Origin of the sequence: Streptomyces sp. HUAS YS2, assembly GCF_033343995.1 — a bacterium.
Taxonomy (GTDB): Bacteria; Actinomycetota; Actinomycetes; order Streptomycetales; family Streptomycetaceae; genus Streptomyces; species Streptomyces solicathayae.
Genome location: NZ_CP137573.1, coordinates 769,013 through 795,427 on the forward strand (window position 1 = coordinate 769,013; position 26,415 = coordinate 795,427).

The window sequence follows — 26,415 nt, forward strand, 5'->3', positions numbered from 1 at the left end:
GAAGGAACCGCGGAGGGGTTGCGCGTCCGGACCGGACGAAGAAAGGCAAGGAGGTCGACCCACTCCTTGCCACTCTCAACTTATAGCGCACCGGGGGGCTTGCGGCAAGGCCCCCCTGTTCGGTCAAAATCGCAGGCCTAGGCCAGTTCACCTGCAGAAACGAGATGCACCGCATGCCTGCGAACCCCGTGACCACCAGCGCCTTCGACCTGCCCGACCGCCTCTCATCGAAGGCCGACCCGGCGCTGATCGACGGCGACGAGCGGCACTTCGCAGCCATCGAGGATGCCCTCGCGCAGTCGATCGCCGAGCTGTCCGACCGCCTCGACGAGATGCGCAGGGCTCCCGGCGGCGCCGGCCGGGAGGCGATGGAGCGGGACCTGGAGATCCACCGCCTGTCCGGTCGCCTGCGCACCCTGCGCCGGTTCGGCCTCGACCTGTGCCTGGGACACATCGTCGCCGCGGACGATCCCGAGCCCGTCTACATCGGGCGCCTCGGCCTCACGGACGGCGACGGGCGCCGACTGCTGCTCGACTGGCGCTCCCCCGCGGCCGAGCCGTTCTTCGCCGCGACCCACGCCGACCCGATGGGCCTGGCGAGCCGCCGCCGGTACCGCTGGACCGGCGGCCGGGTCGGCGACTACTGGGACGAGGTGTTCACCGCCGAGGGGCTGGAGGGGCACGCCGCGCTGGACGACCAGTCCGCGTTCATCGCGAGCCTGGGCGGCAACCGGTCGGCCCGGATGCGGGACGTGCTCGCCACCATCCAGGCCGACCAGGACGCCGTCATCCGTGCGGGATCCCGCGGCGCTCTCGTCGTCGACGGCGGTCCGGGTACGGGCAAGACCGTCGTCGCCCTGCACCGCGCCGCGCACCTCCTCTACGCCGACCCGCGGCTCGGTCACCGCCGGGGTGGCGTGCTGTTCGTCGGCCCGCACCGGCCGTACCTGTCCTACATCGAGGACGTCCTGCCGAGCCTCGGCGAGGAGGGTGTGCAGACCTGCACCCTGCGGGACCTGGTCGACGAGGGAGCCGACGCGGCGATCGAGACCGACCCGGAGGTGGCCCGCCTCAAGTCGTCCGCGGCCATGGTCAAGGCGATCGAGAAGGCCGTCAGGTTCTACGAGGAGCCGCCCGCCGAGGGGATGACGGTCACGACCGACTGGGGCGACATCCGGGTCGGGGCCGACGACTGGACCGAGGCCTTCGAGAGCGCACGCCGGGGCATCCCGCACAACGAGGGGCGCGAGCAGATCTGGGAGGAGCTCGTCTCGATCCTCATGGAGCGGTTCGACCGCGACGTCACGCCCGAGCAGTTCCGCGCCTCGCTCATGCGGGACAAGGCGCTGGTCGACACGCTCAACGGCGCGTGGCCGCTGCTCGAACCGACCGACGTCGTCGGCGACCTGTGGTCGGTCCCCGCGTACCTGCGTCTGTGCGCCCCCTGGCTCGACCGTGACGCGGTCCGTACGCTGCAGCGCGCGGACGCCCACGCATGGACGGTCTCCGACCTGCCGCTCCTGGACGCGGCGCGGCAGCGGGTCGGCGACCCGCAGGCGTCCCGGCGCAAGCGCCGGCGCGACGCGGCCGTCGCCGCGGAACGCGAGCGGATGGCCGGCGTCATCGCCAACGTGATCGCCTCCGACGACGACGGCGAGGGCGCGGTGACGATGCTGCACGGCAAGGACCTCCAGGACAGCCTGATCGACGACTCCGCGCTGCCGAAGGCCGAACGGGACCTGCTCGCGGGCCCGTTCGCGCACGTCATCGTGGACGAGGCGCAAGAACTGACCGAGGCCGAATGGCAGATGCTGCTGCTGCGCTGCCCGTCCCGGAGCTTCACCATCGTCGGCGACCGCGCCCAGGCCCGGAACGGGTTCACGGAGTCGTGGCGGGAACGGCTGGAGCGGGCCGGGATCGACCGGATCACCGTGACCTCCCTGAGCGTCAACTACCGCACCCCGGAAGAGATCATGACGGAGGCCGAGCCGGTCATCCGGGCCGCGCTGCCGGACGCCAACGTGCCGACGTCCATCCGCAGCAGCGGCATCCCCGTCGCGTACGGATCGGTCGCCGACCTCGACTCGGTCCTGGGCGGCTGGCTCGCCGAGAACGCCGACGGCGTCGCCTGCGTCATCGGCACGGGTGACATCGCGGTCGGCACGTTCCCGGAGACGCCCCGCGTCCGGTCGCTCACTCCGAGCCTGTCGAAGGGCCTCGAGTTCGACCTGGTCGTCCTCGTCGACCCGGACACGTTCGGCGAGGGCATCGAGGGAGCCGTCGACCGCTACGTCGCGATGACGCGCGCGACCCGGCAGCTCGTCGTCCTCACGAGCTCCTGACACCCCCGGCCGGGGGCCGGGCCCGCCGGCCCGGCCACCGGCCTCGGTGGTTGGGTCGGCGCCGAAGTGGGACGCTGAAGGTGGTTGCCGAGGAGACTCGGGAGGGCTGCATGGGCCGCGACGTCCCCGCGCTGGTGTTCACCCGTGACGACCGGCGCAGGTTCCGGAACAAGATGCACAGCTGCCTCGACGTGCTCGCCCAGATGCTGCGGGAGTCGCGTTTCGACTTCGAGCGGCCGCAGGTCGGCCTGGAGATCGAGCTCAACCTCGTGGACGAGACCGCCGAACCGGTGATGCGCAGCACGGACGTCCTGGAGGCGATCGCGGATCCCTCCTGGTCGAGCGAGCTGGGCCGGTTCAATCTGGAGATCAACATCGAGCCGCGGCGGCTCACTGCGGGCGGCCCGGACTCCTGGGAGCAGGAGATCCGCAACGCGCTCAACCACGCCGAGGAGCGGGCCGCCGCGGTCGGCGCGCACCTGGTCATGATCGGGATCCTGCCGACGCTGGAGCTGGAGGACGTGGGCCCGAACGCCCTGTCCGAGAATCCGCGGTACCACCTGCTGAACGAGCAGATCTTCTCCGCGCGCGGCGAGGACCTGCTGATCTCGGTGGACGGGGTGGAGCGGCTGCGCACGTACACGGACACGATCACGCCGGAGGCCGCGTGCACCAGCACGCAGTTCCACCTGCAGGTGTCGCCGGACGAGTTCGCGGACTACTGGAACGCCGCGCAGGCCATCGCGGGGGTGCAGGTGGCCCTGGCGGCGAACTCTCCGTTCCTGTTCGCCAAAGAGCTGTGGCGGGAGACCCGTATCCCGCTGTTCGAGCAGGCCACGGACACCCGGCCGGACGAGATCAAGGTGCAGGGGGTGCGGCCCCGGGTGTGGTTCGGCGAGCGCTGGATCACCAGCGTCTTCGATCTCTTCGAGGAGAACGCGCGGTACTTCCCCGCGCTGCTGCCGCTGTGCGAGGAGGAGGACCCGCAGGAGACCCTCGACCACGGCGGGACGCCCACGCTGGCGGAGCTGACCCTGCACAACGGGACGGTCTACCGCTGGAACCGTCCCGTCTACGCCGTCGTGGACGGAGTGCCGCACCTGCGGGTGGAGAACAGGGTGCTGCCCGCCGGCCCGACGGTGGCCGACGTGCTGTCGAACGGCGCCTTCTACTACGGGCTCGTCCGTGCCCTGGTGGACGAGGACCGGCCGGTCTGGTCCCGGATGTCGTTCGCGGTCGCGGAGGACAATCTGCACGCCGCGGCGCGCCACGGCATCGACGCGCAGCTGTACTGGCCCGGCGTGGGCGAGGTGCCGGCCACCGAGCTGGTGCTGCGGCGGCTGCTGCCGCTGGCGGACCGCGGGCTCGAACGGCTGGGCATGGACGCGGCCTGGCGGGAGCCGTTGCTGGGGATCATCGAGCAGCGCTGCGTCAGCGGGCGCAACGGCGCCGTGTGGCAGTCCGAGATGTTCCACCACATCCACGACATCGGCCATGTGGACCGGCACCGGGCGCTGCAGCGGATGACCCGGCAGTACATCGACTACATGCATCTGAACGCACCGGCGCACACCTGGCCCGTCGACTGAGCGGGGCGGATCTTCGCTCCAACGGACCATCCGCCCGGCTTCCGGATGGCGCAGCGTCATGAACTGCGCACTAGTTGTACTCAAGTGAGCGCTTTCTGGCGTCTCACGAGTCAACACGGTGGACGCCCACGGGCTGTTCCACGATCGGAGCCAGCAGCATGACCCCGGACCCCTTCCCCAGCCATCCGGCGAACGGCGACGCAGACCGAATAGCGGGGCCCGTTCCCGCACCGGATCCCGGGCTTCCCCTCCCGCCGGACCAGGCTCCCGGCACGCCGCAGTCCCCCACGCCCCTCCTCGTGGCCGCTGCCCCGGCGGGCCCGGACCGTCCCGACGAAGCCGAGATCGAGGCCGCCGAGCCGAGCGAGCCCGTCGAGGCGGGCGAGGAGGCCGTGCACACCGTCCTGTGGACGGCCGCCACCGAGCGTCCCGTGGAGGAGGTCGTCGGGCTCGTCGCCCGACTCAAGGAGACCGGGGAGATGTCCAGCCCCGCGGACGTCGCGCTGCGCGCGGCGGCCGTGTCCCGGCCCCTCGACGAGGTACGGCAACTGGTCGAGCTGCTCGGCGAATCCGGCTACGACCTCCGTCAGGCCGAGACCACGCTGCGTGCCGCGGCCGTGGGCCGCCCGATCGAGGACGTCGTGGCGCTGGTGAACATCCTCGGCTCCGACGACGCGGACACCGGGAGACGGAAGGCCGGCCCCGGCCCGGAGGGCGGCGAGAAGACGGATCCGCGGGACGGCCGGAAGGTCGGCCCGATCGCCGCCGCGGTCAGGAAGCGGCGGCGGGGACCCTCGCGGCCGGTCCTGTCGCCCCTGGACGGCGCGCTGGCCGCGGGTCCCGGCAGCCACACCGCCTCCCCCGAGCTGCGGTCGGCGCTGCGCTGGCCGGCCGCGCTGGCGCTGTTCGCCTGCGGCCTGATCCACCTGCCCACGGACCTCGCGGGTCTGCGCTCGGGCGGCTTCTCCGAGACCCTGTCCGTGGTCGTCACCGCGCTCTGTCTGGTGTGCGGTGTCTGGCTCGCGGCACGGGACACCCTGGTCGTGTGGGCCGCCGCCGCGGGCCTCGCGGTCGGGGTCATCGCCCTCCACGCGGTGGCGAGCGTCCGTACGGTCGATCTGCTGGACGGCAGTCTGGGCGCGACGTTCGCCTGGGCGAAGGCGACGGCGCTGCTGAGCGGCGCGGCCGTGGTCGCGCTGGCTGGTTCGACCCTGCTGCGCCATACGAGGACGACCGGCACCACCGACAGCGCCTGACGCGGTCGACAGCGGGCGCCTGACGGCGATCCCCCCGTCAGGCGCCCGCGGTGTGCCCGGTGCCGCCGCCCTTCGGGGCATCCGCCGCGGGGCCGCCGCGCGGCGGCGGCCCCGTCCGGCGCGGGTGGGGATATCAGTGTTCGCATGCGGCGGTCGGCGGTGACCGTCACTCTTCCGAAAGGCTCGAGACCATGCCCGTCCTGCCCGTTCCCGAGGACTATCCGCGCATCACGCCGTACCTCTGCGTCGACGGCGCCGCGGCCGCGATCGACTTCTACGTCTCCGTGCTCGGCGCGACCGAGCGGATGCGGATGCCCGCGCCCGGCGGCCGGATCGGCCACGCCGAGCTGGCGCTGGGCAACTCGGTCGTGATGCTCGCGGACGAGTTCCCGGACATGGAGTTCCGCTCGCCGAAGGCGATCGGCGGCTCGCCGGTCACCCTGCACGTGTACGTGGAGGACGTCGACGCGGTCTTCGCCAAGGCCCTCGCGCAGGGCGCCAAGGAGCTGCGGGCGGTCAAGGACGAGTTCTACGGCGACCGCACCGGTCAGTTCGAGGACCCGTTCGGCCACCGCTGGAACGTCGCCACGCACATCGAGGACGTTCCGGCGGACGAGATGGAGAAGCGGGCCGCGGAGGCCATGCGGTCCATGGACGCCGGGTCGAACGGGAGCTGACGCCCCGCTGCCCGGGCCGGGACCCGCGTCCGATGGGACGCGGGTCTCGGCCGTGTCGGGACCGGTCAGCCGACGGTGATCGCCGCCGCCGTGGGCGCATCCTGCGGGAAGAGCGCCTGGATCGCCACGGCGGCGCCGCCGCGGGCCCAGTCCTCCCAGGGGAGCGGCCGCAGCGACAGGGGGCAGCGGGACGCGGCGCCGAAGGCGTGCGCGGCGTACGCGTCCTGGATGGGGCGGCCGAGCAGGTCGTAGGCGTCGACCGCCTCGCCGCTGACGACGACCCGTTCCGGTCCGATCACGTTGACCAGGGTGGCGATGCCGACCCCGATGGCGTGTCCGGCCCGGGCGAAGCGCTCGCGCGCCGCGGGGCGGCCGTCGCGGGCCAGGCCGACGACCTCGTCCAGCGTGAGGTCCGGGTTCGCGGTGAGGTCGCGGACGTCGGCGAGGATCGCGTCGGTCGAGGCGATCGCCTCGACGCAGCCGTGTGCGCCGCAGCGGCAGCGTGGACCGGCCGGGTCGACGCAGATGTGTCCGACCTCGCCCGCGACGCCGTACGCGCCCGTGAGCAGGCGCCCGTTGACGACGAGGGCGGATCCGATGCCCGAGCCGATGGTGACCAGCGCGAAGTAGCCCGTGCCGACGCCTTCGCCGAACCAGTGCTCGGCGACGGTCAGGGCCCGGACGTCGTTCTCGACGGTGACCGCCAGACCGGTGGCGGCGGTGAGCAGATCGGCGAGCGGGACGTCGCGCCAGCCGAGGAGGCCGGAGCGGCGGACGGTGCCGCTGTCGCGGTCCACGTCGCCGTTCATGGCGACGCCGAGGTGTCGGGTGCCGTCCCGGAACGCGGGGTCGGCGTCGAGCAGTTCGTCGACCAGCTCGCCGACGAGGGCGGCGGCCGCCTCGGGCGTGCACGCGTCGAGCGGCCTGACCGCCGTGGCCCTGATGCCGGCCCGCAGATCGCAGACGGCGCCGAAGACCTGGTCGATGCTGATCTTCACACCGACGAAGAACTCCCGGTCGGGGACGACCGCGAGCGGGTTGACCGGGCGGCCCGCCCCGGGCGCGGTGCGCTCCGGTGGGAGTTCGTACAGGTAACCGTCGTCGATGAGTGGCCTGGCGGCCTTGGTGACGGCGGTCGAGGAGAGTCCCGTGCGCCGTGCCAGCTCGACACGACTGAGGGGTCCTTCCGCCAACAGCAGGGCGAGGACGGCGGTTTCGGCCGGTGCGGTGACCAACGGCCGGGAGAGGTTCGACGACACGGAGGCAACGTAGAGTAAATGAATATCTTCTTCCAATATTGATTCTATTTCCGATCGACCGCCCCCCTCTCATCGGCCCCGCCCGCGCATCGGCCGCGGGCCTCCCCGCGACGACCGGGGCGGGGAACGTAGGCTCGGCTCGGCGCCTATGTGACGTGGAGGACTCATGAACGCCCCCGATGGAGGCCGACAGCGGCTGGACCCGGTCAGCGTGCTCAACGCGAAGATCACGCTGGTCCAGCTCCTCGGCCGGGCCGGGGTCTACGCCGGGGACGCGGAGGAACTGATCGGGCTCGTCGAGGCCGGGGCGCTCGCCGTCGCGCACCGGGAGATCGGCGGGGGCGGCGGCACGGGCGGGATCATGGGGGACGCCCCGGCGGAAAAGGGCGAGCTCTACGCGGCCGGCTGGCTCGACGGGGCCCGGGCCGTCGCCGACGAGCTGGACGGGATCGCCGGCCGGACACTACGGCAGGCCGTCGGCTCCGACACGGCCGCCGAGCAGGACGACGACCCGCGCACCCGGGTCGGGCGGATGGAGATCGAGCGGGCGAAGGTGGCGGTGACGCCGCTCCATCTCACCTTCGCCGCGGTCTCCGACCTCGACCCCGAGGTCTCCGAGCAGGTGCTCGTCGCCGTGCTCGGCACGATGGGCCCCCGGGCGCGCGCCGGGTACGCGGGGCGGCTCACCGAGTTCGCGTCGGCGCACCGCGTCCGGCTGGAGCGGCTGTTCGCGGAGTACGGGCCCGGCAGCCCCATCGCGATCCACGGCCGCTACTCGCTGCTCCACTCCCCCACCTGCGTCGCCGTCCTGGAGCGCCTCGCCGTGGCGCCGGCGGCGCTGCGGGAGGAGTGGGACGCCGCCGAACTGCCGCCCGCGTGGCTCGACGGGCTGACGACGGCCTGGGACGCGACGGCCTGACGGGGCGGCGCCTGACGGGGCGGCCGGACCGACCCGTCAGGCGCCCGGATCGGGGCGGTCCGGCGGCGGGGTGTTCCAGGGTCGGAGGCAGGAGGCGACGACCACGAAGGGCCACAGCGACTGCAGGGACGTCACGAGGCGTTCGGCGACGCCCGCCGCGCCGCCGGTACGCGTCTCGAACAGGTACCAGAGCGCGCCGCCGCACATCAGTGCCGTCGCCGTGAGGGCGGGTACCGGCCGCAGGCCCCAGGGCGCGGCGGCCCTGTCGCGGACGGCCGCCAGGAGCGGCCAGAGCGCCAACAGGGCGAAGCCGGCCGCGGCCACCGAGCCGTGCCGCAGGGAACCCCCGCTGCTCGGTGTCGGGACGAACGACACCACCAGCGCCGCCACTCCCCCGCCGGCCAGCGCGAGCCGGCCGGCGCGCGCGGCGGGGCGCAGGCCCCAGGCGGTCAGCAGGTGGCAGATCCCCAGCGCGAAGAGGGCCCCGGTCATGACCCAGAATCCCGAGGCGCCGTAGGCCGCCAGGACGCTGATCGTCTGGGTGACGGGGTCGTAGGCGGGCCCTTCGAGTACCGCCGCGATCGTCCAGCCACCTACCAGGAGGAGCGGCGCGCATCCCGACGAGAACAAGGCCCATTTTGGCACTGTTCGCATCGGTACAGCCTAGAACGTCCATAAGTGCCGGTGTCCTCACCCCGCCTCGTCCGGCGAGCCGACCGCGCGCAGGGCACCCAGCAGGTGCCGCAGGGCGGGGCCCGGCGGGCCGGGGCGGACGGCCAGCGACGTGGTGACGGTGGGAGCGGCGAGCGGCCGAACGGCGACGCGGGGTGCCGTCGGCAGGCCGCGCACCTCGTAGAAGACGGTCCACGAGGGCTCCGGGTCGGTGCCGATCGCGGTGAGCGTGGCCCGCAGGTCGCTGAACGCCGGGCCGGGGACGGGGACGACGCCGACGGCCCGCAGGGCGCCGGTGATCAGGTCGTGGAAGGGCGGGTTGGCGTCGCGCGGCGCGAGCCGCAGCGGGAGGCGGGCGGGCTGCTCCAGGCGCAGCACCGGCTCGGCGGCGAGCGGGTGCTGCGCGGGCAGGGCCGCGTACAGCGGGTCGCGCCACAGCGGCAGTAGTTCGAGGCCGGGCACGGACGACGCCGCCCTGACGAGCGCCGCGTCCAGTTCTCCGTCGCGTACGGCGGCCAGCCGCGCGGCGACCGGCAGGCGTCGCAGACTGAGCCGCAACCCCGGTGCGGCGGCGGCGAGTTCGGCCAGCATGCGGTCGATCCGGTCCCCGGGGGCGTGGATGCCGCCCAGCCGCAGGACGCCGTCGTCGCCCGCGACGATGTCGGCGGCCACACGGGCCGTGCGGTCGGCCGCCGCGAGCACGGCGCGCGCCTCGGGCAGCAGCCGCTCGCCCGCGCCGGAGAGCCGCACCCGTCGCGTCGTGCGGTCGAAGAGCACGACGCCCAGCTCGCGTTCCAGTCGGCCGATCTGCTGACTGACCGCCGACTGGACGATGGTCAGCCGCTCGGCGGCCCTCCCGAAGCCGCCCTCCTCGGCCACGGCCACGAAGTAGCGCAGCTGCCGCAGCTCCACCCGGCTCCCCCTCCCCGTCTCTCGTTGGCGCCATGGGCGCCATTCATCGCGAACGGTGATCGCTCCCTCCGTCAACCGCCGCTGGTTCGCCGCTTCTTCCCGGGATCGAATGAAGCGGACGGACGAACGTCGGACGAGAAGGAGCGAGGACGATGACCGAGACGGGCAAGGCGCTGATCGTGCAGGCCGGGGCGGCCGAGCAGCTGGCGCTGCCGCACGGCGGCGCGTTCCACCTGCTGGCCGACGCGAGCGACACCGGCGGCGCGCTGGGCGCCAACCGCCTCACGCTCGGCAGGGGCGCGACAGGCGCCCGCCCCCACTTCCACGAGCGGTCGACGGAGCTGTTCCTCGTCCTCGACGGCGTCATGCGCTTCACCCTGGACGGTCGCGCCACGACCGTCACGTCCGGTGGTCTCGTGGCCGTCCCGCCCGGCATGACGCACTCCTTCGAGGCCGCGCCGGATTCGACCGCCGACCTCCTCGCGGTCCTGACGCCGGGCGTCGACCGCTTCGGCTACTTCCGCGCGCTGAGCCGCATCCAGCACGGCCTGGAGCCGTTCGACGGCCTGTTGCCCGAACAGGACCGGTACGACGTCCACTTCATGTGACGGCGGACGGTGACGGTGTCCCCGGACGTGCCGGGCGACCGGCGGACTACTCCCAGTCGTCCCACGGCGGCTCCTCCTCGTCGAAGGGCGGCTCGTCGTGGTCCTGCGCCGGCGGGGCCGCCGGGGTCGCGGCGGGGGCGGGCGCCGAGGCCGCCGGAGCGGGGGCGGTGCTCCCGCCCTCGCCGGACCCCGCCAGGGCTTCGAGGACGCCCTCGCCGTACTTGGCGAGCTTGGCCTCGCCGACGCCGCCGACGGTGCCGAGCTCGGCGACCGTCGCCGGCAGCCGCGTCGCGATCTCCCGCAGCGTCGCGTCGTGGAAGACGACGTACGCCGGGACGCCCTGCTCGCGGGCCGTCGCGGCCCGCCAGGCGCGGAGCGCCTCGAAGACCGGCGCCGCGGCCTCCGGCAGGTCGACCGGCACCCGGGCGCCCTTCCCGGAGCGCCCGCCGGAGGCCTTGCGGGACGGGGAAGCCTGCACGGCCTCCTTCCGCATCGGCACGCTGCGGCGGCCGCCGAGCACCTCGCCGCTGGCCTCCGTCAGCACGAGCGTCCCGTAGTCGCCCTCGACGGCCAGCAGTCCCTGCGCCAGCAGCTGGCGGACGACTCCGCGCCACTCCTGGGTGCTCAGATCGGCCCCGACGCCGAACACCGAGAGGCCGTCGTGGTCGAACTGGATGACCTTGGCCGTCTTCTTGCCCTGCAGGATGTCGATGATCTGGCCCGCGCCGAACTTCTGCCGCCGCTCCTTGGCCAGCCGCCACACGGTGGAGAGCAGCTTCTGCGCGGCGACCGTGCCGTCCCAGGACTCGGCCGGCGTCAGGCACGTGTCGCAGTTGCCGCACGGCTCGCCCTGCTGGCCGAAGTACGCCAGCAGGCGCACCCGGCGGCAGGCGACCGTCTCGCACAGCGCGAGCATGGCGTCCAGGTGCATGCCGAGGGAGCGGCGGTGCGCGTCGTCGCCCTCGGAGCCGTCGATGAGCTTGCGCTGCTGGACCACGTCCTGCAGGCCGTACGCGAGCCAGGCCGTGGCGGGCTCGCCGTCGCGGCCGGCGCGGCCGGTCTCCTGGTAGTAGCCCTCGACGGACTTCGGCAGGTCGAGGTGGGCGACGAAGCGCACGTCCGGCTTGTCGATGCCCATGCCGAAGGCGATCGTGGCGACCACCACGACCCCGTCCTCCCGCAGGAAGCGCGCCTGGTTCGCGGCGCGGTCCCGGGCATCCATCCCCGCGTGGTACGGCACGGCCTGGACGCCCTGCTCCACCAGGAACGCCGCCGTCTTCTCCACCGAGGCCCGCGACAGGCAGTAGACGACTCCGGCGTCGCCCTCGTGCTCGGTCCGGACCAGTTCGAGGAGCTGCTTCTGCGGGTTGTTCTTCGGGACGATGCGGTACTGGATGTTCGGCCGGTCGAAGCTCGCGACGAAGTGCTTGGCGTCCTCCAGGCCGAGCCGTTGGGCGATCTCGGCGTGGGTGGCCTCGGTGGCCGTCGCGGTCAGCGCGATCCGCGGCACCTTCGGCCAGCGCTCGTGCAGCATCGACAGGGCCAGGTAGTCGGGTCGGAAGTCGTGACCCCACTGGGCGACGCAGTGCGCCTCGTCGATCGCGAAGAGCGACACCTTGCCGCGGTCGAGCAGGCGCTGCGTGCCCTCCGTGCGCAGCCGCTCCGGCGCCAGGTAGAGCAGGTCCAGCTCGTCGGCGAGGAAGGCCTGCTCGACGGCCTGCCGTTCGTGCGGGGCCTGCGTGGAGTTGAGGAATCCGGCCCGCACCCCGAGGGCGGTGAGCGCGTCCACCTGGTCCTGCATGAGCGCGATCAGCGGCGAGATCACGACGCCCGTGCCGTCTCTGACCAGAGCCGGGATCTGGTAGCAGAGCGACTTCCCGCCGCCGGTCGGCATCAGCACGAGCGCGTCGCCGCCCGCGACGACCTGCTCGATGATCTCCTGCTGCTCGCCGCGGAACGAGTCGTACCCGAAGACGCGGTGGAGCACCCGCAGTGCGTCGGAGGTCTCGGGGGAAGCGTCGGTGAGGGCCATCCGAAAAGCCTAGCGGCCCGCGCCGACACCCCGGGCCGCCCGACCGGGCCTGTGGACAACGTGCACGATGGTGAAGACAGGCCGCGGGCTCCCGCCCGGCGGCTCTCGGCGACATTCCGGAGGACCCCGCATGAGGATCCATCTGTCCAGCGTCTTCGTCGACGACCAGGAGAAGGCGCTCCGCTTCTACACCGACGTCCTGGGCTTCGTGAAGAAGGAGGACGTCCCCGTGGGCGAGTACCGGTGGCTGACGGTGGTCTCCGCCGAGGACCCGGACGGCACGCAGCTGCTGCTCGAACCGGACGGCCACCGCGCGGTGAAGCCGTACAAGGCGGCGCTCGTCGAGGACGGCATCCCGGCCGCCGCCTTCGCCGTCCAGGACGTGCACAAGGAGTACGAGCGGCTCAGCGCCCTCGGCGTGCGTTTCACCCAGAACCCCATGGAGGCCGGTCCGGTCACCATCGCGGTGCTGGACGACACCTGCGGCAACCTCATCCAGATCGTGCACCAGCGGTAGCCGGGCGGCGCAGTCCGCGCCCGCGATGCAGCGATTCGCCTGCTACGTTCGGATTGTCGCTTTTTCGGCGACCCTCACCTTGCCGCCTGCACGACGGGAACTGCAATGACCGGTGGACCCGAACCCATCAGCGCTGTCGCCCGTGAGGCGCTGGAGCGCGAGCTCGCCGACCTGCGCACCGAGCGCGAGGCCGTCGCCGTCACCCTGCGGGACGGCGGCGGCGACCAGACCGGCGACCGGGCCGACCAGGCCGACGAGCTGGAGCGAGGCACGGAACTGGACCGGCTCGACCGGCGCATCGGCGAGATCGAAGGGCGGCTGCGCGAGGGGAGCGTCGCCGGCCCCGCCCGTACCGACGCCGTCGGCGTGGGCAGCTCGGTGACGGTGCGCTTCGGCGACGGCACGGAGCAGACCGTCCAGATCGGCGAGGTCGCCGAGGCGTACGACGGGACCATGGTGACCGCGGACAGCCCGCTCGGCCGGGCCCTGATGGGCCACCGTGCCGGTGACACCGTCGCCTACGCCACGCCCGCCGGGCGGACGACCGCCGTCGTGCTGTCGATCGGCGCCGCGGGCGGCGCGGCCTAGCACCCGCCGTGCCGGAGGTACGGACCGAGACGAAGCCGGCCGAGGACGTCGCCCGGAAGAGCCTCTACGTACGCGAGCCCTGGTGGCGCTCCTGACCGCTCGCCCAGGCCGCACGGATGCCGAGCCCGCGCAGCGCCGAGGCGGCGGCTCCGGCGCCGCACATGCCGTGCGCGCCCGGGCCGGGCGGGGTGGCGGCCGAGCACAGGTACACGCCGGGCACGCAGGTGGCGTACGGGTCGACCGCGGCACGGGGGCCCAGGACGAGCTGCGGAACCGTCTTCGCCCCGGTGAGGACGTCGCCGCCCGCGAAATTGGGGTTGGCGGCGGCGAAGTCGGCCGGGCGGGTGACGTGACGGCCCACGATCCGGTCGCGTACGCCGGGCGCGAAGCGTTCGATCTGCCGCAGGATCGCCTCGGTGGCGTCCCCGTCGTAGCCGTGCGGGACATGGGCGTAGGTCCAGACGGGGTGGACGTCGCCGACCGACCGGGCGGGGTCGGCCAGGTACTGCTGGCCGACCAGGACGAACGGCCGCTCGGGCATCCGCCCCTCGGTCACGTCCCGTTCGGTCCGGGCCACTTCGTCGAACGTGCCGCCGAGGTGCACGGTGCCCGCCCGCCGCGCCCGCTCGTCCGTCCACGGCACGCCGCCGGCCACGGCCAGGTCGACCTTGAAGGCGCCGGGGCCGCGCCGGAACCGGCGGTACGCGGCCGCCGCACGGGCCGGCAGCCGGTCGCCGTACAGCGCGGCGACCTGGCCGGGGTCGAGGTCGAGGAGCGTCACGTCCGCCGGTGGGATCTCGCGCCGGTCGCGGATCCGCACCCCGGTGTGGATCGTGCCGCCGTGCGCGAGCAGGACGGCGGCGAGGCTGCGGGCGATCGACTGCGAGCCGCCCTCGGCCACGGCCCAGCCCGCCGCGTGCCCGGCGGTGAGGATGCCGAGCCCGATCGCCGAGCTGAACGGGTGCGACAGCGGCTGGTACGCGTGAGCTGCCACACCGGCCCACAGGGCCCGGGCCTGCGGCGTCCGGAAGAGACGGGCCAGGGCGGCCGCGGGCAGTACGGTCGGCAGCCCGAACCGGGCGAGCAGCAGCGGGTGCGAGGGGATCCGCAGCAGCGGGCCCATCACGTCCTCGGCGAGCGCGTCCCACCGTCGCACCGAGGGGGCCGTCAGGGCCCGGTAGCGGTCGCCGTCCGGGCCGAGCCCCGCGGCGGTCTCCTCGACTGAGCGCAGCAGGACCCCGGCCGTCCCGTCGTCCAGGGGATGGACGCAGTCGATCTCCGGCAGCCGCCAGCGCAGCCCGTGCCGCTCCAGGTCCAGGTGCCGGAGCACGGGCGAGCCGACGGCCATGGGGTGGATCGCCGAGCAGTGGTCGTGCAGCAGCCCCGGCAGGATCGCCTCGACGCTGCGCGTGCCGCCGCCGACCTCGTCGGCGGCCTCCAGGAGCGTGACCCGCAGTCCCGCCTCGGCGAGCAGGGCCCCGGCGGCGAGCCCGTTGGGCCCGCCGCCCACGATGACGGCGGTCGTCATGAGGCGGTGTCCGGGGGCGGCGTCGTGGATCCCATGCGTCCGAGTCTGACACCGGCCCGGAACGCGGGTCGCGGCGGTCCCGGCCGCGGTGTCCGCCCGGCTGTCAGCCGGTGAAGATCCCGACGACGAGGTTGATCGCGGTGGCCAGGGTGCTGGTCCCGAACACGTAGGACAGCAGGCAGTGTCGCAGGACGACCGCGCGCAGTTCGGTCGAGGAGACGCTCGTGTCGGAAACCTGGTACGTCATGCCGAGGTTGTAGCTGAAGTAGAGGAAGTCGATGTACCGCGGCGGTTCCTCGGTGTTGAAGTCGATCCCACCCCCGGGCGGCCTGTAGTAGGTGTAGGCGTATCGGGAGGCGTACATCAGGTGCAGCGCCGACCACGTCATGAAGACGCCGGCGAGCGCCAGGGCGGCTGCGGCCTGGCTCAGGCCCGATTTGTCGACGAGGAGCAGCAGCACGATGGCACCGAGCCCGCACACGGCAGTGCTGACCACGGCGAACTCCTCGACGACGGGCTTGAACTCCTCGCGCCGGGCGTTGCGCCGGGTGGCGTCCGCGTCCATGGGCCACAGGACCAGCCAGCCGGTCGCGACGAAGAAGGTCTCCGCCGACGCGATGGCGGCCAGCACGCCCAGCGGGGCGTTCGTCGGCAGGCCGACGGCCAGACCGACGGCCACGCCGAGGGTCAGGGCACCGAAGACGCGGGGGACGACCGAGAGCTCGGCCCACGGGCTCATCGCGGCTCAGGCTTCGAGGACGACGACGGCCTCGTCCGTGTACGTCAGGAACGTCAGCGTCTCGTGCAGGTACAGCTCGATCCCGTGCGCGTCGTGCCCCGCGTAGCCGATCGCCACGTCCTGGCCGATCCGCAGCTCGAAGTCCCCGCCACGGGTGGACAGCACGAACGCGCCGCGCAGGGCGGGCGCCCAGATCGGCGGGCCGTCGAGCATCCGGCCGAGGTGGGCCGCGATCGGGTAGCCGTGGTCGGAGGTCTCGCTGACCGCGGCGTACTCGTCGGCACCGAGCAGCAGCGCGTACGGACCGTCGACGCCGGCCAGCCGCAGCGAGGTGAGGGCCCGGCTGACCGCGTCGGGAAAGTCGCGCGGCTCGGGGGGCAGCCGCAGCACCGGGTTGGACGACCGGTCGCGCAGTCCTTCGACGCCGGCGGCCTCGTATCCGTCGAAGATCGCCCGGTCCTCGACGAAGGCCAGGGTGCGCGCCGCGTCCTTGACGGGCTGCCAGTCGGAGTCCTTCGCGCCGCGCTCGACGTCGTCGACGGCGGCCCGGGTGACGGTGAACGGCACCCGGAGTTCGACGATCGGCCGGGACTCGCGCAGCCGGGCGACAACGCCCGGGGCGGGCGCTGCCAGGTCCGAGAGGTGTCCCGTGCCGGCCGCGGCCAGCTCCGGGCCGGCCGGGTCGGGGGCGTCGACGACGCGCCGTCCGGCGACGTGGCGGCGGAAGGTGCGGCGGGCCTCCTCCTCGATCTCGGCCCAGGCCTCGGGGGTGATCGGGGCGAGTTCGCGGTGCAGGTTGTTCGTGGTGGGGGTCGTCATCCGGCCCGGACTCCTTTCAGGCTGCCGATGCCCAGGGAGTCCGCGAGGGCGGGGGCTTCGGCGGGCGCGGCGGGGAGGTCGTCGAGGAGATCGGCGCTCGGCACGAAGAACAGGCCGCCGGTGACGGCCCGGGAGAAGTCGAGGATGCGGTCCGTGTTGCCGGGAGGGTCGCCGAGGAACATGTTGCGCAGCATCCGCTCGGTGACCGTGGGGGTCCGCGCGTAGCCGATGAAGTACGTGCCGAACTCGCCGCTGCCGGCCCGGCCGAACGGCATGTTGTCGCGCATGATCTGCCGCTCGGTGCCGTCGTCGTCGACGATCGTGGTCAGGGCGACGTGCGAGTTCGACGGCTTGACGCCGTCGGGGAGTTCGACGTTGGCGGACTTGGTGCGGCCGACGACGTGCTCCTGCTGCTCGACGGTGAGCGAGTCCCAGGCCGTGAGGTCGTGCACGTACTTCTGCACGATCACGTAGCTTCCGCCGCCGAACCGCGGGTCCTCGTCGCCGACGAGGACGGCTCCGGCCGCCGCGGTGCCGCCGGGGTTCTCGCTGCCGTCGACGAAGCCGAGCAGGTCGCGCTCGTCGAAGTACTTGAAGCCGTGGACCTCGTCGACGACGGTCACGGCGGGGCCGAGCCGGTCCACGATGAGCCTGGCCAGTTCGAAGCACAGGTCCATGCGCCGTGCGCGGAGGTGGAAGAGCAGGTCGCCGGGTGTGGCGGGCGCGCGATGGCGGGGGCCCTGGAGCGGCTCGAAGGGGTGCAGGTCGCGCGGGCGGGGTCCGCCGACGAGACGGTCCCATCCGTCGGATCCGAGACCGACGACGCAGGTGAGCGCGTCGTCGGGGGAACGGAACGCCACCGAGCGGGTCAGCCCCGCCAGGTCCTGGAGCCCCTCGCGCACGACGGCCTCGCCTCCGGGGGCGATCGTGGCCACGAGGAACACGGCCGCCTTGGCGGGCGGCGCGAGGATGCGCTGAGGGGCGGACTGGGGGACGGGCTGGGGTGCGACCATGTGACTCCCGTCGGACCGCGAGAAGCGACAAAACCGGCAAAGGCGATAGGCCGACCCTAGCCGCGAGCCGGACGGGTCGCAGCCCGGCGACGGCGCCGGGGAGTCGGCGCGGTGGCAGGCCCGCACCGGCGGGCATAGCCTGCCCGAAAGCGTGTTTCCATCCCCTTTTGCCCCCTGGGAAGGGTTGAGCATCGTGACCACCAGCAAGGAAGAGCAGGATGCCGTGGAGCCCCGCGTGGGGCCCGTTCCACAGGGGGAGCCGGAGTTCCACCCGTACCACCACCCGGCCGCGGGCTGGGGGGCGGCGAAGAGCGTGACCCGCTTCCTCATGAGCGAACGCGCGCTGGTGGACGGCCCGCGGGCGATCATGAAGATGAACCACGAGAACACGGGGTTCGACTGCCCCGGATGTGCCTGGCCGGACGACACCAAGGGTCTCCACCTGGACATCTGCGAGAACGGCATCAAGCACGTCACGTGGGAGATGACCCACAAGCGGGTCGGCCGCGAGTTCTTCGCCGCCCACACGGTGACCGAGCTGTCCGAGTGGAGCGACTACGACCTCGAGGACCAGGGCCGGCTGACCGAACCGATGGTCTACGACCCCGAGTCGGACCGGTACGTCCCGATCAGCTGGAAGGAGGCCTTCGAGCTCGTCGGCCGTACGCTGCGCGAACTGGACGACCCGAACCGGGCGTCGTTCTACACCTCGGGCCGACTCGGCAACGAGGCCACCTTCCTCTACCAGCTGATGGCCCGTGAGCTGGGCACGAACAATCTGCCAGACTGCTCCAACATGTGCCACGAGGCCAGCGGGCGGGCCCTCCAGGCGTCCCTGGGGACCGGTAAGGGGACCGTCGATCTGAAGGACTGGGAGACCGCGGACGCGCTGTTCATCTTCGGCGTCAACGCCGCCTCCAACGCCCCCCGGATGCTCACGGCGCTCGCCGAGGCGTACCACCGGGGCGCCCAGATCGTGCACGTCAACCCGCTCGTCGAGGCCGCGGCGACACGCACGATCGTGCCGCACGACTTCACCGACATGGCCCTGTTCAAGACGACGAAGACCAGCACGCTGAACCTGCAGCCGCGGATCGGCGGCGACATGGCGCTGATCCGCGGCATGGCCAAGGCGATCCTGGAACAGTCCGTGACCGACCCCAAGGCCCTGGACCAGGAGTTCGTCGACCGCCACACCGCGGGCTTCGAGGAGTACCGGGCGCTGTGCGAGGCCACCGAGTGGGAGGAGATCGAGCGCCAGTCCGGGCTGAGCCGGGACGACGTCCTCAAGGCGGCCCGGGTGTACGAGGAGGCCGACCGCACCATCGTCAGCTGGTGCCTGGGGCTCACCCAGCACGAGCACGGCGTCGACACCGTCCGGGAGATCGTCAACCTGCTGCTGCTCCGCGGCAACCTCGGACGGGAGGGCGCCGGCCCCTCCCCCGTGCGCGGGCACAGCAACGTCCAGGGCAACCGCACCTGCGGCATCGACCACCGCCCGTCGGACGAGTTCCTGGACCGGCTCGGCGAGGTCTGCGGCATCGATCCGCCGCGCGCGCACGGCCTGGACACCGTCGACACGATCAAGGCGATGCACAGTGGCGACGTGACGGTGTTCGTCGGCATGGGCGGCAACTTCGCGCTCGCCGCGCCCGACACCCCCTACACGTACGCGGCGCTGCGCAAGTGCGAACTGACCGTCCAGGTGAGCACCAAACTGAACCGCAGTCACATCGTGCACGGCCGCCAGGCGCTGATCCTGCCCTGCCTGGGCCGCACCGAGAAGGACCACCAGCGCAAGGGCGTGCAGAGCACGTCGGTCGAGGACTCGATGAGCATGGTCCACCTGTCGCTCGGCATGAAGCGGCCCGCCTCGCCGAACCTGCTGTCCGAGCCGGCGATCGTCGCCGGCATGGCGCGCGCCGCGCTGCCCGACAGCGAGACGCCGTGGGCCTGGTACATCGAGGACTACGACCGGATCCGCGACACCATGGCCAAGGCCCTGGACGGATTCGAGGACTTCAACCGGCGGGTGCGGCTGCCGCTCGGCTTCCGCATCAAGCAGCCCGCCCGCGAGCTGGTCTTCCTGACGCCGTCCGGACGCGCCGAGTTCTCCTCCGCCGCGCTGCCCGACGTCGTTCCTGCCGAGGGCACCCTCGCGCTGGGCACGATGCGGTCGCACGACCAGTGGAACACCACGATCTACTCCGACAACGACCGCTACCGCGGCATCAAGAACCTTCGCACGCTGGTCTTCATGAACCGGGCCGACATGCGCGAGCGGGGCATCGAGGACATGGGTCCGGTCGACATCACGAGCACCGCGAGGGACGGCAGCCATCGGTACCTCAAGGGGTATCTGGCCGTCCCGTACGACATCCCGCGCGGCTGCGCGGCCGGGTACATGCCGGAGATGAACGTGCTCTGCGCGCTGGGCGACTACAGCACCCAGAGCGACCAGCCGATCATGAAGCACGTCAACGTGACCATCAGCCCGGCCTCCCCCAACCCCTGAGCTCAGGCTCCTCAGCGGCCCTGGGCAAGCCGCTCCAGCAACAGGTACGCGCGCTGCTCGGCGGCGGCGAGTTCGATCGGGTCGATCTCGGCCGGCCAGAGCTCGCCCGCCGCCGCGTCGTCGGCCTCGCGCAGTTCCACGACGGCAGCGGCGAGTCGGGTCTGCAGGATCGGGTACGTCGCCTCGGCACCGTCCTCCAGCGCCCGTTCGGCGCGCCTGCCCGCCTGCGTGCACGCGGCAAGCGCGTGCTCGGCTCGGAGGGCCGCGTGGTCGTGGACCACGACGAGCGCGCAGAGCAGTGCGACGGCGATCCCGAGGACGCTGCTCAGCGCCCGGTCCTGGACGAGCGCGCCGGCGGGCGCGGGCGCGGCCAGGTCGCTGAGCAGCAGGGCCAGCGGCGTCAGGAAGACGACGCCGAGTCCGTAGTTGCGGGCCACGACGTACTCCAGCAGGAACTCCAGGAGCACGATCACCAGGACCAGCACCACCGGACCGGGCTCGGCGGCCAGCACGCCGAGCGCGAGCAGCAGCCCGGCGACCGTGCCCAGGGTGCGCTGCACGGCCCGTTGGGCCGCAGTGCGCACGTTGATCGAGTGCAGCACCGCGGCGGCGGAGATCGCCGCCCAGTAGCCATGGCCGAGCCCCAGCGCGAGCGCGGCGCCGCCCGCGATCCCGGTGCCGAGAACCATCCGCAACGCGGGCACCAGCAGCACCGCCGTACGCCCGTGACCGCCGTGACTCCGACCGGTCACCAGTTCCGCGGCGCGCAGTTCGGCGGCGGGCCGGGTGGTGGGCCCGGACGGCGCGGGCTCGGCCTCGGCCTCCGCGGCGGAGGTCGGCCCCGCCAGTTCGGGCAGCAGCTCCGGGTCCCGGACGCGGCGGCTCACGAGGAGGCGGACCTGCACCCGCAGATGCCCGGCCAGGACGGCCGGGTCGTCCGGCGGACGGCGGGCGGCGCCGGTCAGCAGCGACCAGGACAGGTCGGTGAGCCGTACGCAGACGTCGCGTCGCCCGGACCGGCCCGCCCGGCCGGCTCGTTCGTCGGAGGTCGGGGGCAGGAGGCCGAGCGTCCCGTACGCCTGGAGCACGGCGGCCGTCGCCCGGTGCCGGGCGGGCCCGTGCGACGCCCGGGCGGCGTCCCCGGCGCCCACCACGTCCAGCAGGGCGGCGAGTTCGCGCAGCGCGGCGGCGACGGCGAGCCGCTGCGGGCGGTCGGGGTGCACGAGCCGGCCCGCCACGCCGAGGACCCAGGCCACCGCCGCGCCCAGGGCGGCCAGGCCGGTGTGCGGGAGCACATCGGACGGGACGGGCGAACCGTTGGCCGCGACGGCGAAGGAGAAGAGCAGCAGCACCGCGCCGAGCCCGCTCAGCCGCGCCGCGTCGCAGGCGAACTTGGCGAGACCGGCGACCAGGGCGGTCGCCGCGACCACCACGGCGGCGCCCGCTCCCCCGTCCTGCGGGCGGGCCCAGGCGCCGAGCGCCGAACCGCAGCCCACGCACGCTGTCATCGCGAGCGCGACCAGCGCGAGCACCCGGGCCCTTCGCGGGTACGGCAGATTGCGGCCGAACGTCGTGGTGAAGGAGCCCAGCATCGTGTAGACGGCCAGGTCGGCCCGGCCGGCCACGGCCATCGGCACCGCCGGGAGCGCCATCGCCAGCGCGGCGCGCAGCGCGAAGGACAGGGCGCCGTCCACGCTGTGCAGGGCGAGCGCGCCGCGCGGGGAGAGCGCACGCGCCACCCGGGCCGCCGAGCGCCGTCGGCCGCTCCCGGTCGCGGGGGAGAGCGGTGGGCGAAATCGGGGCATGTGGGGTGTATATCACTCGTGTGCGGCCTCGGACGGACCGTCAGCACACCCCCACCCGCCCTCCCGTCGCCCGACCACCCCCCTCAACGACGGTGCTACGCACCGACCCATTCCTTTTCGCCGTCCTCGAAGACCTGGTGCTTCCAGATCGGCACCTCGTGCTTCAGGTCCTCGACCAGGCGCTCGCACGCCGCGAACGCCTCGCCGCGGTGCGCGCAGGACACCGCCGCGATCACCGCGACGTCGCCGACGGCCAGCGGCCCCGTCCGGTGCACGGCCGCGAGTGCGCGGACCGGGAAGTCGGCGGCGGTTCTCTCGGCCACCCTGCGCAGTTCGTCCTCCGCGCCGGGGTGCGCGCTGTAGTCGAGCCGGGTCACCGCCCGGCCGCCGTCGTGGTCGCGCACCGTGCCGACGAAGACGGCGATGCCGCCGGCGGCGTCGTCGCCCGACCACACGGATCCGGCTCCGAGGCGGAGCGAGCGGTACCGCCGACCGCCGAAGCCGTACCAGCGGCCCCGCCGTTCATCTCGCCGGCCTGCGCCACGGCCATGCCGTTCATCTCGCCGGCCCGCACCCCGGTCATGCCGCACCCCTCGCCGGCCCGCACCCAGGTCATGCCGCACCCCCGGCACCGCCGGTGTGCCCGGCGTCGTCTGCGGTCCTGGCCTCGTCGCTGTGCTCCGCCGCCCAGCGTTCCGCCAGGCCCTGCGCCTTCGCGTTGGCCTCGGCGACCGCGGCCTCGCCGCCGCCCGCTCGCGCCGCGGCGTAGCCGACCAGGAAGGCGGTCAACGGGGCTGCGGGGCGGGCGACTTCGTGGGCGACGGTCCTCGCCATGTCGAGCAGACCGGCGACGTCGACCTCGAGGTCGACGTCCAACTCCTCCTGGGCCGCGGCGATCCATCGGCGCATCATGCTCACCTACTCCTTCGTAGCCGTAGTCTCGTCAGCCGCCGATGGCGGACATGGGGCGCTCCGGCCGGCGGAAGTCCGCGCTGCCGATGGCGTGGCCTGGCTCCTTGCCGGCCAGGCAGGTCCGCCAGGCGGCCTCCAGGGCCGCATCGTCGGCGCCGCCGCGCAGGAGGGCCCTCAGGTCGGACTCCTCGGTGGCGAAGAGGCAGTTGCGCAGCTGTCCGTCGGCGGTGAGCCGGACCCGGTCACAGCCGCCGCAGAACGGACGCGTGACACTGGCGATGACGCCGACCAGGCCGGCCGTCCCGGCTATACGCCACTCCTCCGCGGGCGCGTTGTCCCGCGCATGGAGGGGGACGAGTTCGTAGCGCTCGCCGAGGCGGTCCAGGATCTCCGCGGCGGTGACCATCCGGTCCCGGTCCCAGGCGCCGTGCGCGTCCAGCGGCATCGACTCGATGAACCGCATCCGGTAGCCGTTGCGAACGGCGAACGCGGTCAGGTCGAGGATCTCGTCGTCGTTGACCCCGCGCACCGGCACCGCGTTGATCTTCACGGGGGCGAGCCCGGCGTCGCGCGCGGCGCGCAGCCCGTCGAGGACGTCGGGGAGCCGGTCGCGCCGCGTGATCTCGGCGAACCGGTCGGCCCGCAGGGTGTCCAGGCTGACGTTGACCCGACTCAGGCCCGCCTCGCGCAGGGCGGACGCGGTGCGCGCCAGCCCGATCCCGTTGGTCGTCATGGACAGTTCGGGCGTCGCGCCCGAGGACGAGAGGCGGGCGACGAGCCCCGGCAGGCCGCGCCGGAGCAGCGGCTCGCCGCCGGTGAGCCGTACCGAGGTGATCCCGAGCCGTTCGGTGGCGACCCGGACCAGGCGGACGACCTCGTCGTCGGTCAGCACCTCGGGCCGGGACAGCCAGTCGAGCCCCTCCGCCGGCATGCAGTACGTGCAGCGCAGGTTGCACCGGTCTGTGAGGGACACCCGCAGGTCGGTGTGGACCCGGCCGAAGCGGTCCACCAGCGGGGCCGGGCCACGGGTCGCGGAACGCTCTCCGCCGAGGTCGCGACGCGGTCGCGGCACGGTTCTGCCCTTCTTCCTCTGCCGGGCGGCAGCCAGGTCCTCCCGGAATTCGACGCCATTTCCCGGACACCGAACACCGAATTTCCATTCCAGAACTCCTCGAAAACCCTCGGCCAATTCCCCGCGCAAGTCAAAGAGGGAGTGCCGATCCCCCGATCGGCGACGCCTATCCTGGCACAGGAAATCGCAGGTCAACGGCGCAACGACGGGTGATAAGCGTTGCCTATCACATCATCGGAGTCCCCTCTTTGACATTTCACCGGGATTTTCGTGATGCTGCCCCCGCAGCGAGATCCGGAAATACGGAAATGAGGCGGACGGCACATGAGCGGCAGCGGCGTTGTCGAGGACCCGAGCGACGATCTGAAGGTCACCCCGCCCAAGACGTGGGCGACGGGTCTTCCCGCGGTGACGCACGCGCTGGAGTACTCCCTGAGCCAGACGTCCCCGCGGCGCACCGCGCTGACGCTGTTGAACATCAACCAGCCCAAGGGCATCGACTGCCCGGGCTGCGCCTGGCCGGAGCCCGCGCCGGGCAAGCGGCACATGAACGAGTACTGCGAGAACGGCGCCAAGCACATCAACGACGAGGCCACCTCGCGCCGCGTCACCCGGGACTTCTTCCGTGAGCACTCCATCGCGGAGCTGGACGGCATGTCCGACTACTGGCTCAACCAGCAGGGCCGGCTGACCGAGCCCATGGTCAAGCGGCCGGGCGCGACCCACTACGAGCCGATCGGCTGGGACGAGGCGTTCGGCCTGCTCGCCGCGGAGCTGAAGCGGCTCGACTCCCCCGACGAGGCGCTGTTCTACGTCTCCGGCCGGCTGAACAACGAGGCGGCGTTCCTCCTCCAGCTCTTCGCGCGCGCGTTCGGCACCAACAACCTGCCGGACTGCTCCAACATGTGCCACGAGTCGAGCGGGTCCGGGCTCGGTGAGACGCTCGGCATCGGCAAGGGCAGCGTCTCCCTGGACGACATCCACGACTCCGACCTGATCTTCGTCGTGGGGCAGAACCCGGGCACCAACCATCCCCGGATGCTCTCGGCACTGGAGGAGACCAAGCGCAACGGCGGTCAGGTGGTGGCGGTGAACACGCTGCCCGAGGCCGGTCTGATGCGCTTCAAGCACCCGCAGAAGGCCCGCGGGATACTCGGCCGCGGCACGCCGATCGCCGACCAGTTCCTGCACATCCGGGCGGGCGGCGACCTGGCCCTGTTCCAGGCCCTGAACCGGCTGCTCCTGGAGGCCGAGGACACGGCGCCCGGCACCGTCCTCGACCACGACTTCATCCGCACCCACAGCACGGGCTTCGAGGAGTTCACCGAGCACGCCAGGAAGGTGTCGTGGGACGACATCCTGGCGGCGACGGGCCTCGACCGCGGTGAGATCCAGGCCCTGTTCGAGCGGGTCCTGGCGAGCAAGAAGATCATCGTGTGCTGGGCGATGGGCGTCACGCAGCACAAGCACGGCGTGCCCACGATCCGCGAGATCGTCAACTTCCTGATGGCGCGCGGCAACATCGGCCGGCCGGGGGCGGGCGTGTGCCCGGTGCGCGGCCACAGCAACGTCCAGGGCGACCGCACCATGGGGGTGTGGGAGCGGATGCCGCAGGCGTTCCTCGACTCCCTGGGCCGCGAGTTCGGCTTCACCCCGCCCGCGCACCACGGCCTGGACGCGGTCGACAGCATCCGGGCCATGCACGAGGGCCGCGCCAAGGTGTTCCTGGGGGTCGCCGGCAACTTCGTCCGGGCCACGCCGGACAGCGAGGTCACCGAGGAGGCGATGCGCCGGTGCCGGCTCACCGCGCACGTCTCCACCAAGCTCAACCGTTCCCACACGGTGTGCGGCGACACGGCTCTGATCCTGCCCACTCTGGGGCGCAGCGACCGGGACGTCCAGGCGACCGGCGAGCAGTTCGTGACGGTCGAGGACTCGATGAGCGAGGTCCACGCCTCCCGGGGCAAGCTGCCGCCGGCCTCCCCGCACCTGCTGAGCGAGGTGGCGATCGTCGGCCGGCTGGCCCGCGCCACCCTCGGCGACGAACCGGCCGTCCCCTGGGAGGAGTTCGAGGCGGACTACGGCACCGTCCGGGACCGGATCGCGCGGGTCGTGCCCGGCTTCGAGGACTTCAACGCACGGGTGGCCGCGCCCGGCGGTTTCAAGCTGCCCAACCCGGTGAACTCGGGCGTCTTCCCGACGCCGAGCGGCAAGGCCGTCTTCACCTGCAACGCGTTCACGATGCCGGACGTCCCGAAGGGGCATCTGCTGCTGCAGACCCTGCGGTCGCACGACCAGTGGAACACCGTCTGGTACGCGGCGAACGACCGCTACCGCGGTATCCACAACGCCCGCCGGGTCGTCATGGTCAATCCCGACGACCTCGCCGAACTCGGCCTCGCGGACCGCGATCTGGTGGACCTGGTGGGCGTCTGGCACGACGGCAGGGAGCGCCGCGCGGAGGGCTTCCGGGTGGTCTCGTACCCGGCGAGCCGCGGCTCGGCAGCGGCCTACTACCCGGAGACCAACGTCCTGGTGCCGCTGGACAGCGTCGCCGACATCAGCAACTGCCCGACCTCCAAGGGCGTCCTGGTCCGGCTGGAACCGTCCCGGGCCACCGCGTGACCCACGAAGGGACTCC

Annotated in this window: 21 protein-coding genes and 1 pseudogene; 10 read left to right on the plus strand and 12 right to left on the minus strand. The window is 72.9% G+C overall.

Annotated elements, in window-relative coordinates; genetic code table 11:
- Positions 1-173: 173 nt before the first annotated feature.
- The 4 genes from helR (at position 174) to R2D22_RS03720 (ending at position 5,864) form a co-directional block, all read left to right on the plus strand.
- Positions 174-2,342 carry an RNA polymerase recycling motor ATPase HelR gene (gene helR, locus R2D22_RS03705; RefSeq protein WP_318101192.1) on the plus strand — a complete coding sequence of 723 codons (2,169 nt, stop codon included), beginning with the start codon at positions 174-176 and terminating at the stop codon, positions 2,340-2,342.
- A gap of 110 nt (positions 2,343-2,452) precedes the next feature.
- The gene (locus R2D22_RS03710; protein WP_318101193.1) at positions 2,453-3,931 is read left to right on the plus strand and encodes a glutamate-cysteine ligase family protein; all 1,479 of its coding nucleotides are present in this window, start codon (positions 2,453-2,455) and stop codon (positions 3,929-3,931) included.
- Positions 3,932-4,230: 299 nt separating this feature from the next.
- On the plus strand, positions 4,231-5,187 hold the full coding sequence (locus R2D22_RS03715; protein WP_318101194.1) for a hypothetical protein: 957 nt from the start codon (positions 4,231-4,233) through the stop codon (positions 5,185-5,187).
- 191 nt (positions 5,188-5,378) lie between these two features.
- Positions 5,379-5,864, plus strand: a complete 486-nt coding sequence (locus R2D22_RS03720) for a VOC family protein (protein WP_318101196.1) — start codon at positions 5,379-5,381, stop codon at positions 5,862-5,864.
- 65 nt (positions 5,865-5,929) lie between these two features.
- Here the strand turns inward: R2D22_RS03720 and R2D22_RS03725 are convergent, their stop codons facing one another.
- Positions 5,930-7,123: an ROK family protein gene (locus tag R2D22_RS03725; RefSeq protein WP_318101197.1), complete on the minus strand. Its 1,194-nt coding sequence runs from the start codon at positions 7,121-7,123 to the stop codon at positions 5,930-5,932.
- Between the two features lie 166 nt (positions 7,124-7,289).
- Here R2D22_RS03725 and R2D22_RS03730 point away from each other — a divergent pair, with 166 nt between their 5' ends.
- Entirely contained in the window at positions 7,290-8,042 is a 753-nt protein-coding gene (locus R2D22_RS03730; RefSeq protein ID WP_318101198.1) for a hypothetical protein, read from the plus strand.
- A gap of 36 nt (positions 8,043-8,078) precedes the next feature.
- Here R2D22_RS03730 and R2D22_RS03735 read toward each other — a convergent pair whose 3' ends face one another.
- Both R2D22_RS03735 and R2D22_RS03740 read right to left on the minus strand, forming a co-directional pair.
- On the minus strand, positions 8,079-8,696 hold the full coding sequence (locus R2D22_RS03735) for a DUF998 domain-containing protein (RefSeq protein ID WP_318101200.1): 618 nt from the start codon (positions 8,694-8,696) through the stop codon (positions 8,079-8,081).
- A 36-nt stretch (positions 8,697-8,732) separates the two neighbouring features.
- The gene (locus R2D22_RS03740) at positions 8,733-9,626 is read right to left on the minus strand and encodes a LysR family transcriptional regulator (protein WP_318101201.1); all 894 of its coding nucleotides are present in this window, start codon (positions 9,624-9,626) and stop codon (positions 8,733-8,735) included.
- 152 nt (positions 9,627-9,778) lie between these two features.
- On the opposite strand from R2D22_RS03740, the gene R2D22_RS03745 reads away from it, so the two are divergent.
- A complete protein-coding gene (locus R2D22_RS03745; protein ID WP_318101202.1) occupies positions 9,779-10,234 on the plus strand; it encodes a cupin domain-containing protein in 456 nt (151 codons plus the stop codon).
- A gap of 46 nt (positions 10,235-10,280) precedes the next feature.
- Here the strand turns inward: R2D22_RS03745 and recQ are convergent, their stop codons facing one another.
- Positions 10,281-12,266, minus strand: coding sequence for a DNA helicase RecQ (recQ, locus tag R2D22_RS03750; RefSeq protein ID WP_318101203.1), 1,986 nt, complete (start codon positions 12,264-12,266; stop codon positions 10,281-10,283).
- A gap of 130 nt (positions 12,267-12,396) precedes the next feature.
- Here recQ and R2D22_RS03755 point away from each other — a divergent pair, with 130 nt between their 5' ends.
- Together R2D22_RS03755 and R2D22_RS03760 are read left to right on the plus strand one after the other, a co-directional pair.
- Positions 12,397-12,783 (plus strand): VOC family protein, encoded by a 387-nt coding sequence (locus tag R2D22_RS03755; RefSeq protein ID WP_318101204.1) that lies wholly within the window; start codon positions 12,397-12,399, stop codon positions 12,781-12,783.
- Between the two features lie 105 nt (positions 12,784-12,888).
- On the plus strand, positions 12,889-13,371 hold the full coding sequence (locus R2D22_RS03760) for a GreA/GreB family elongation factor (protein ID WP_318101206.1): 483 nt from the start codon (positions 12,889-12,891) through the stop codon (positions 13,369-13,371).
- Between the two features lie 64 nt (positions 13,372-13,435).
- On the opposite strand, the gene R2D22_RS03765 is transcribed toward R2D22_RS03760, so the two are convergent.
- The 4 genes from R2D22_RS03765 to R2D22_RS03780 form a co-directional block, all read right to left on the minus strand.
- Positions 13,436-14,899 carry a phytoene desaturase family protein gene (locus tag R2D22_RS03765; protein WP_318101207.1) on the minus strand — a complete coding sequence of 488 codons (1,464 nt, stop codon included), beginning with the start codon at positions 14,897-14,899 and terminating at the stop codon, positions 13,436-13,438.
- Between the two features lie 103 nt (positions 14,900-15,002).
- Entirely contained in the window at positions 15,003-15,638 is a 636-nt protein-coding gene (locus R2D22_RS03770; RefSeq protein WP_318101208.1) for a DUF1345 domain-containing protein, read from the minus strand.
- Between the two features lie 6 nt (positions 15,639-15,644).
- Positions 15,645-16,457, minus strand: a complete 813-nt coding sequence (locus R2D22_RS03775; RefSeq protein ID WP_318101209.1) for a family 1 encapsulin nanocompartment shell protein — start codon at positions 16,455-16,457, stop codon at positions 15,645-15,647.
- Entirely contained in the window at positions 16,454-17,470 is a 1,017-nt protein-coding gene (locus tag R2D22_RS03780) for a Dyp-type peroxidase (protein ID WP_318101210.1), read from the minus strand. The genes R2D22_RS03775 and R2D22_RS03780 overlap by 4 nt, the downstream gene beginning before the upstream one ends.
- A gap of 193 nt (positions 17,471-17,663) precedes the next feature.
- Here R2D22_RS03780 and R2D22_RS03785 point away from each other — a divergent pair, with 193 nt between their 5' ends.
- Positions 17,664-19,985 (plus strand): FdhF/YdeP family oxidoreductase, encoded by a 2,322-nt coding sequence (locus tag R2D22_RS03785; protein WP_411976968.1) that lies wholly within the window; start codon positions 17,664-17,666, stop codon positions 19,983-19,985.
- A gap of 11 nt (positions 19,986-19,996) precedes the next feature.
- Here the strand turns inward: R2D22_RS03785 and R2D22_RS03790 are convergent, their stop codons facing one another.
- From R2D22_RS03790 to moaA, 4 genes and pseudogenes are all read right to left on the minus strand, one after another.
- Positions 19,997-21,790: an FUSC family protein gene (locus R2D22_RS03790; protein WP_318101213.1), complete on the minus strand. Its 1,794-nt coding sequence runs from the start codon at positions 21,788-21,790 to the stop codon at positions 19,997-19,999.
- A gap of 95 nt (positions 21,791-21,885) precedes the next feature.
- Positions 21,886-22,236, minus strand: a pseudogene (locus tag R2D22_RS03795) (molybdenum cofactor biosynthesis protein MoaE); the annotation flags it as partial.
- Positions 22,237-22,402: 166 nt separating this feature from the next.
- Entirely contained in the window at positions 22,403-22,702 is a 300-nt protein-coding gene (locus R2D22_RS03800) for a DUF6457 domain-containing protein (protein WP_411976969.1), read from the minus strand.
- A 31-nt stretch (positions 22,703-22,733) separates the two neighbouring features.
- The gene (gene moaA, locus R2D22_RS03805) at positions 22,734-23,774 is read right to left on the minus strand and encodes a GTP 3',8-cyclase MoaA (RefSeq protein WP_318101215.1); all 1,041 of its coding nucleotides are present in this window, start codon (positions 23,772-23,774) and stop codon (positions 22,734-22,736) included.
- 324 nt (positions 23,775-24,098) lie between these two features.
- Between moaA and R2D22_RS03810 the strand changes: the two genes are divergently transcribed.
- Positions 24,099-26,399: an FdhF/YdeP family oxidoreductase gene (locus R2D22_RS03810; RefSeq protein WP_318101216.1), complete on the plus strand. Its 2,301-nt coding sequence runs from the start codon at positions 24,099-24,101 to the stop codon at positions 26,397-26,399.
- Positions 26,400-26,415 lie beyond the last annotated feature (16 nt).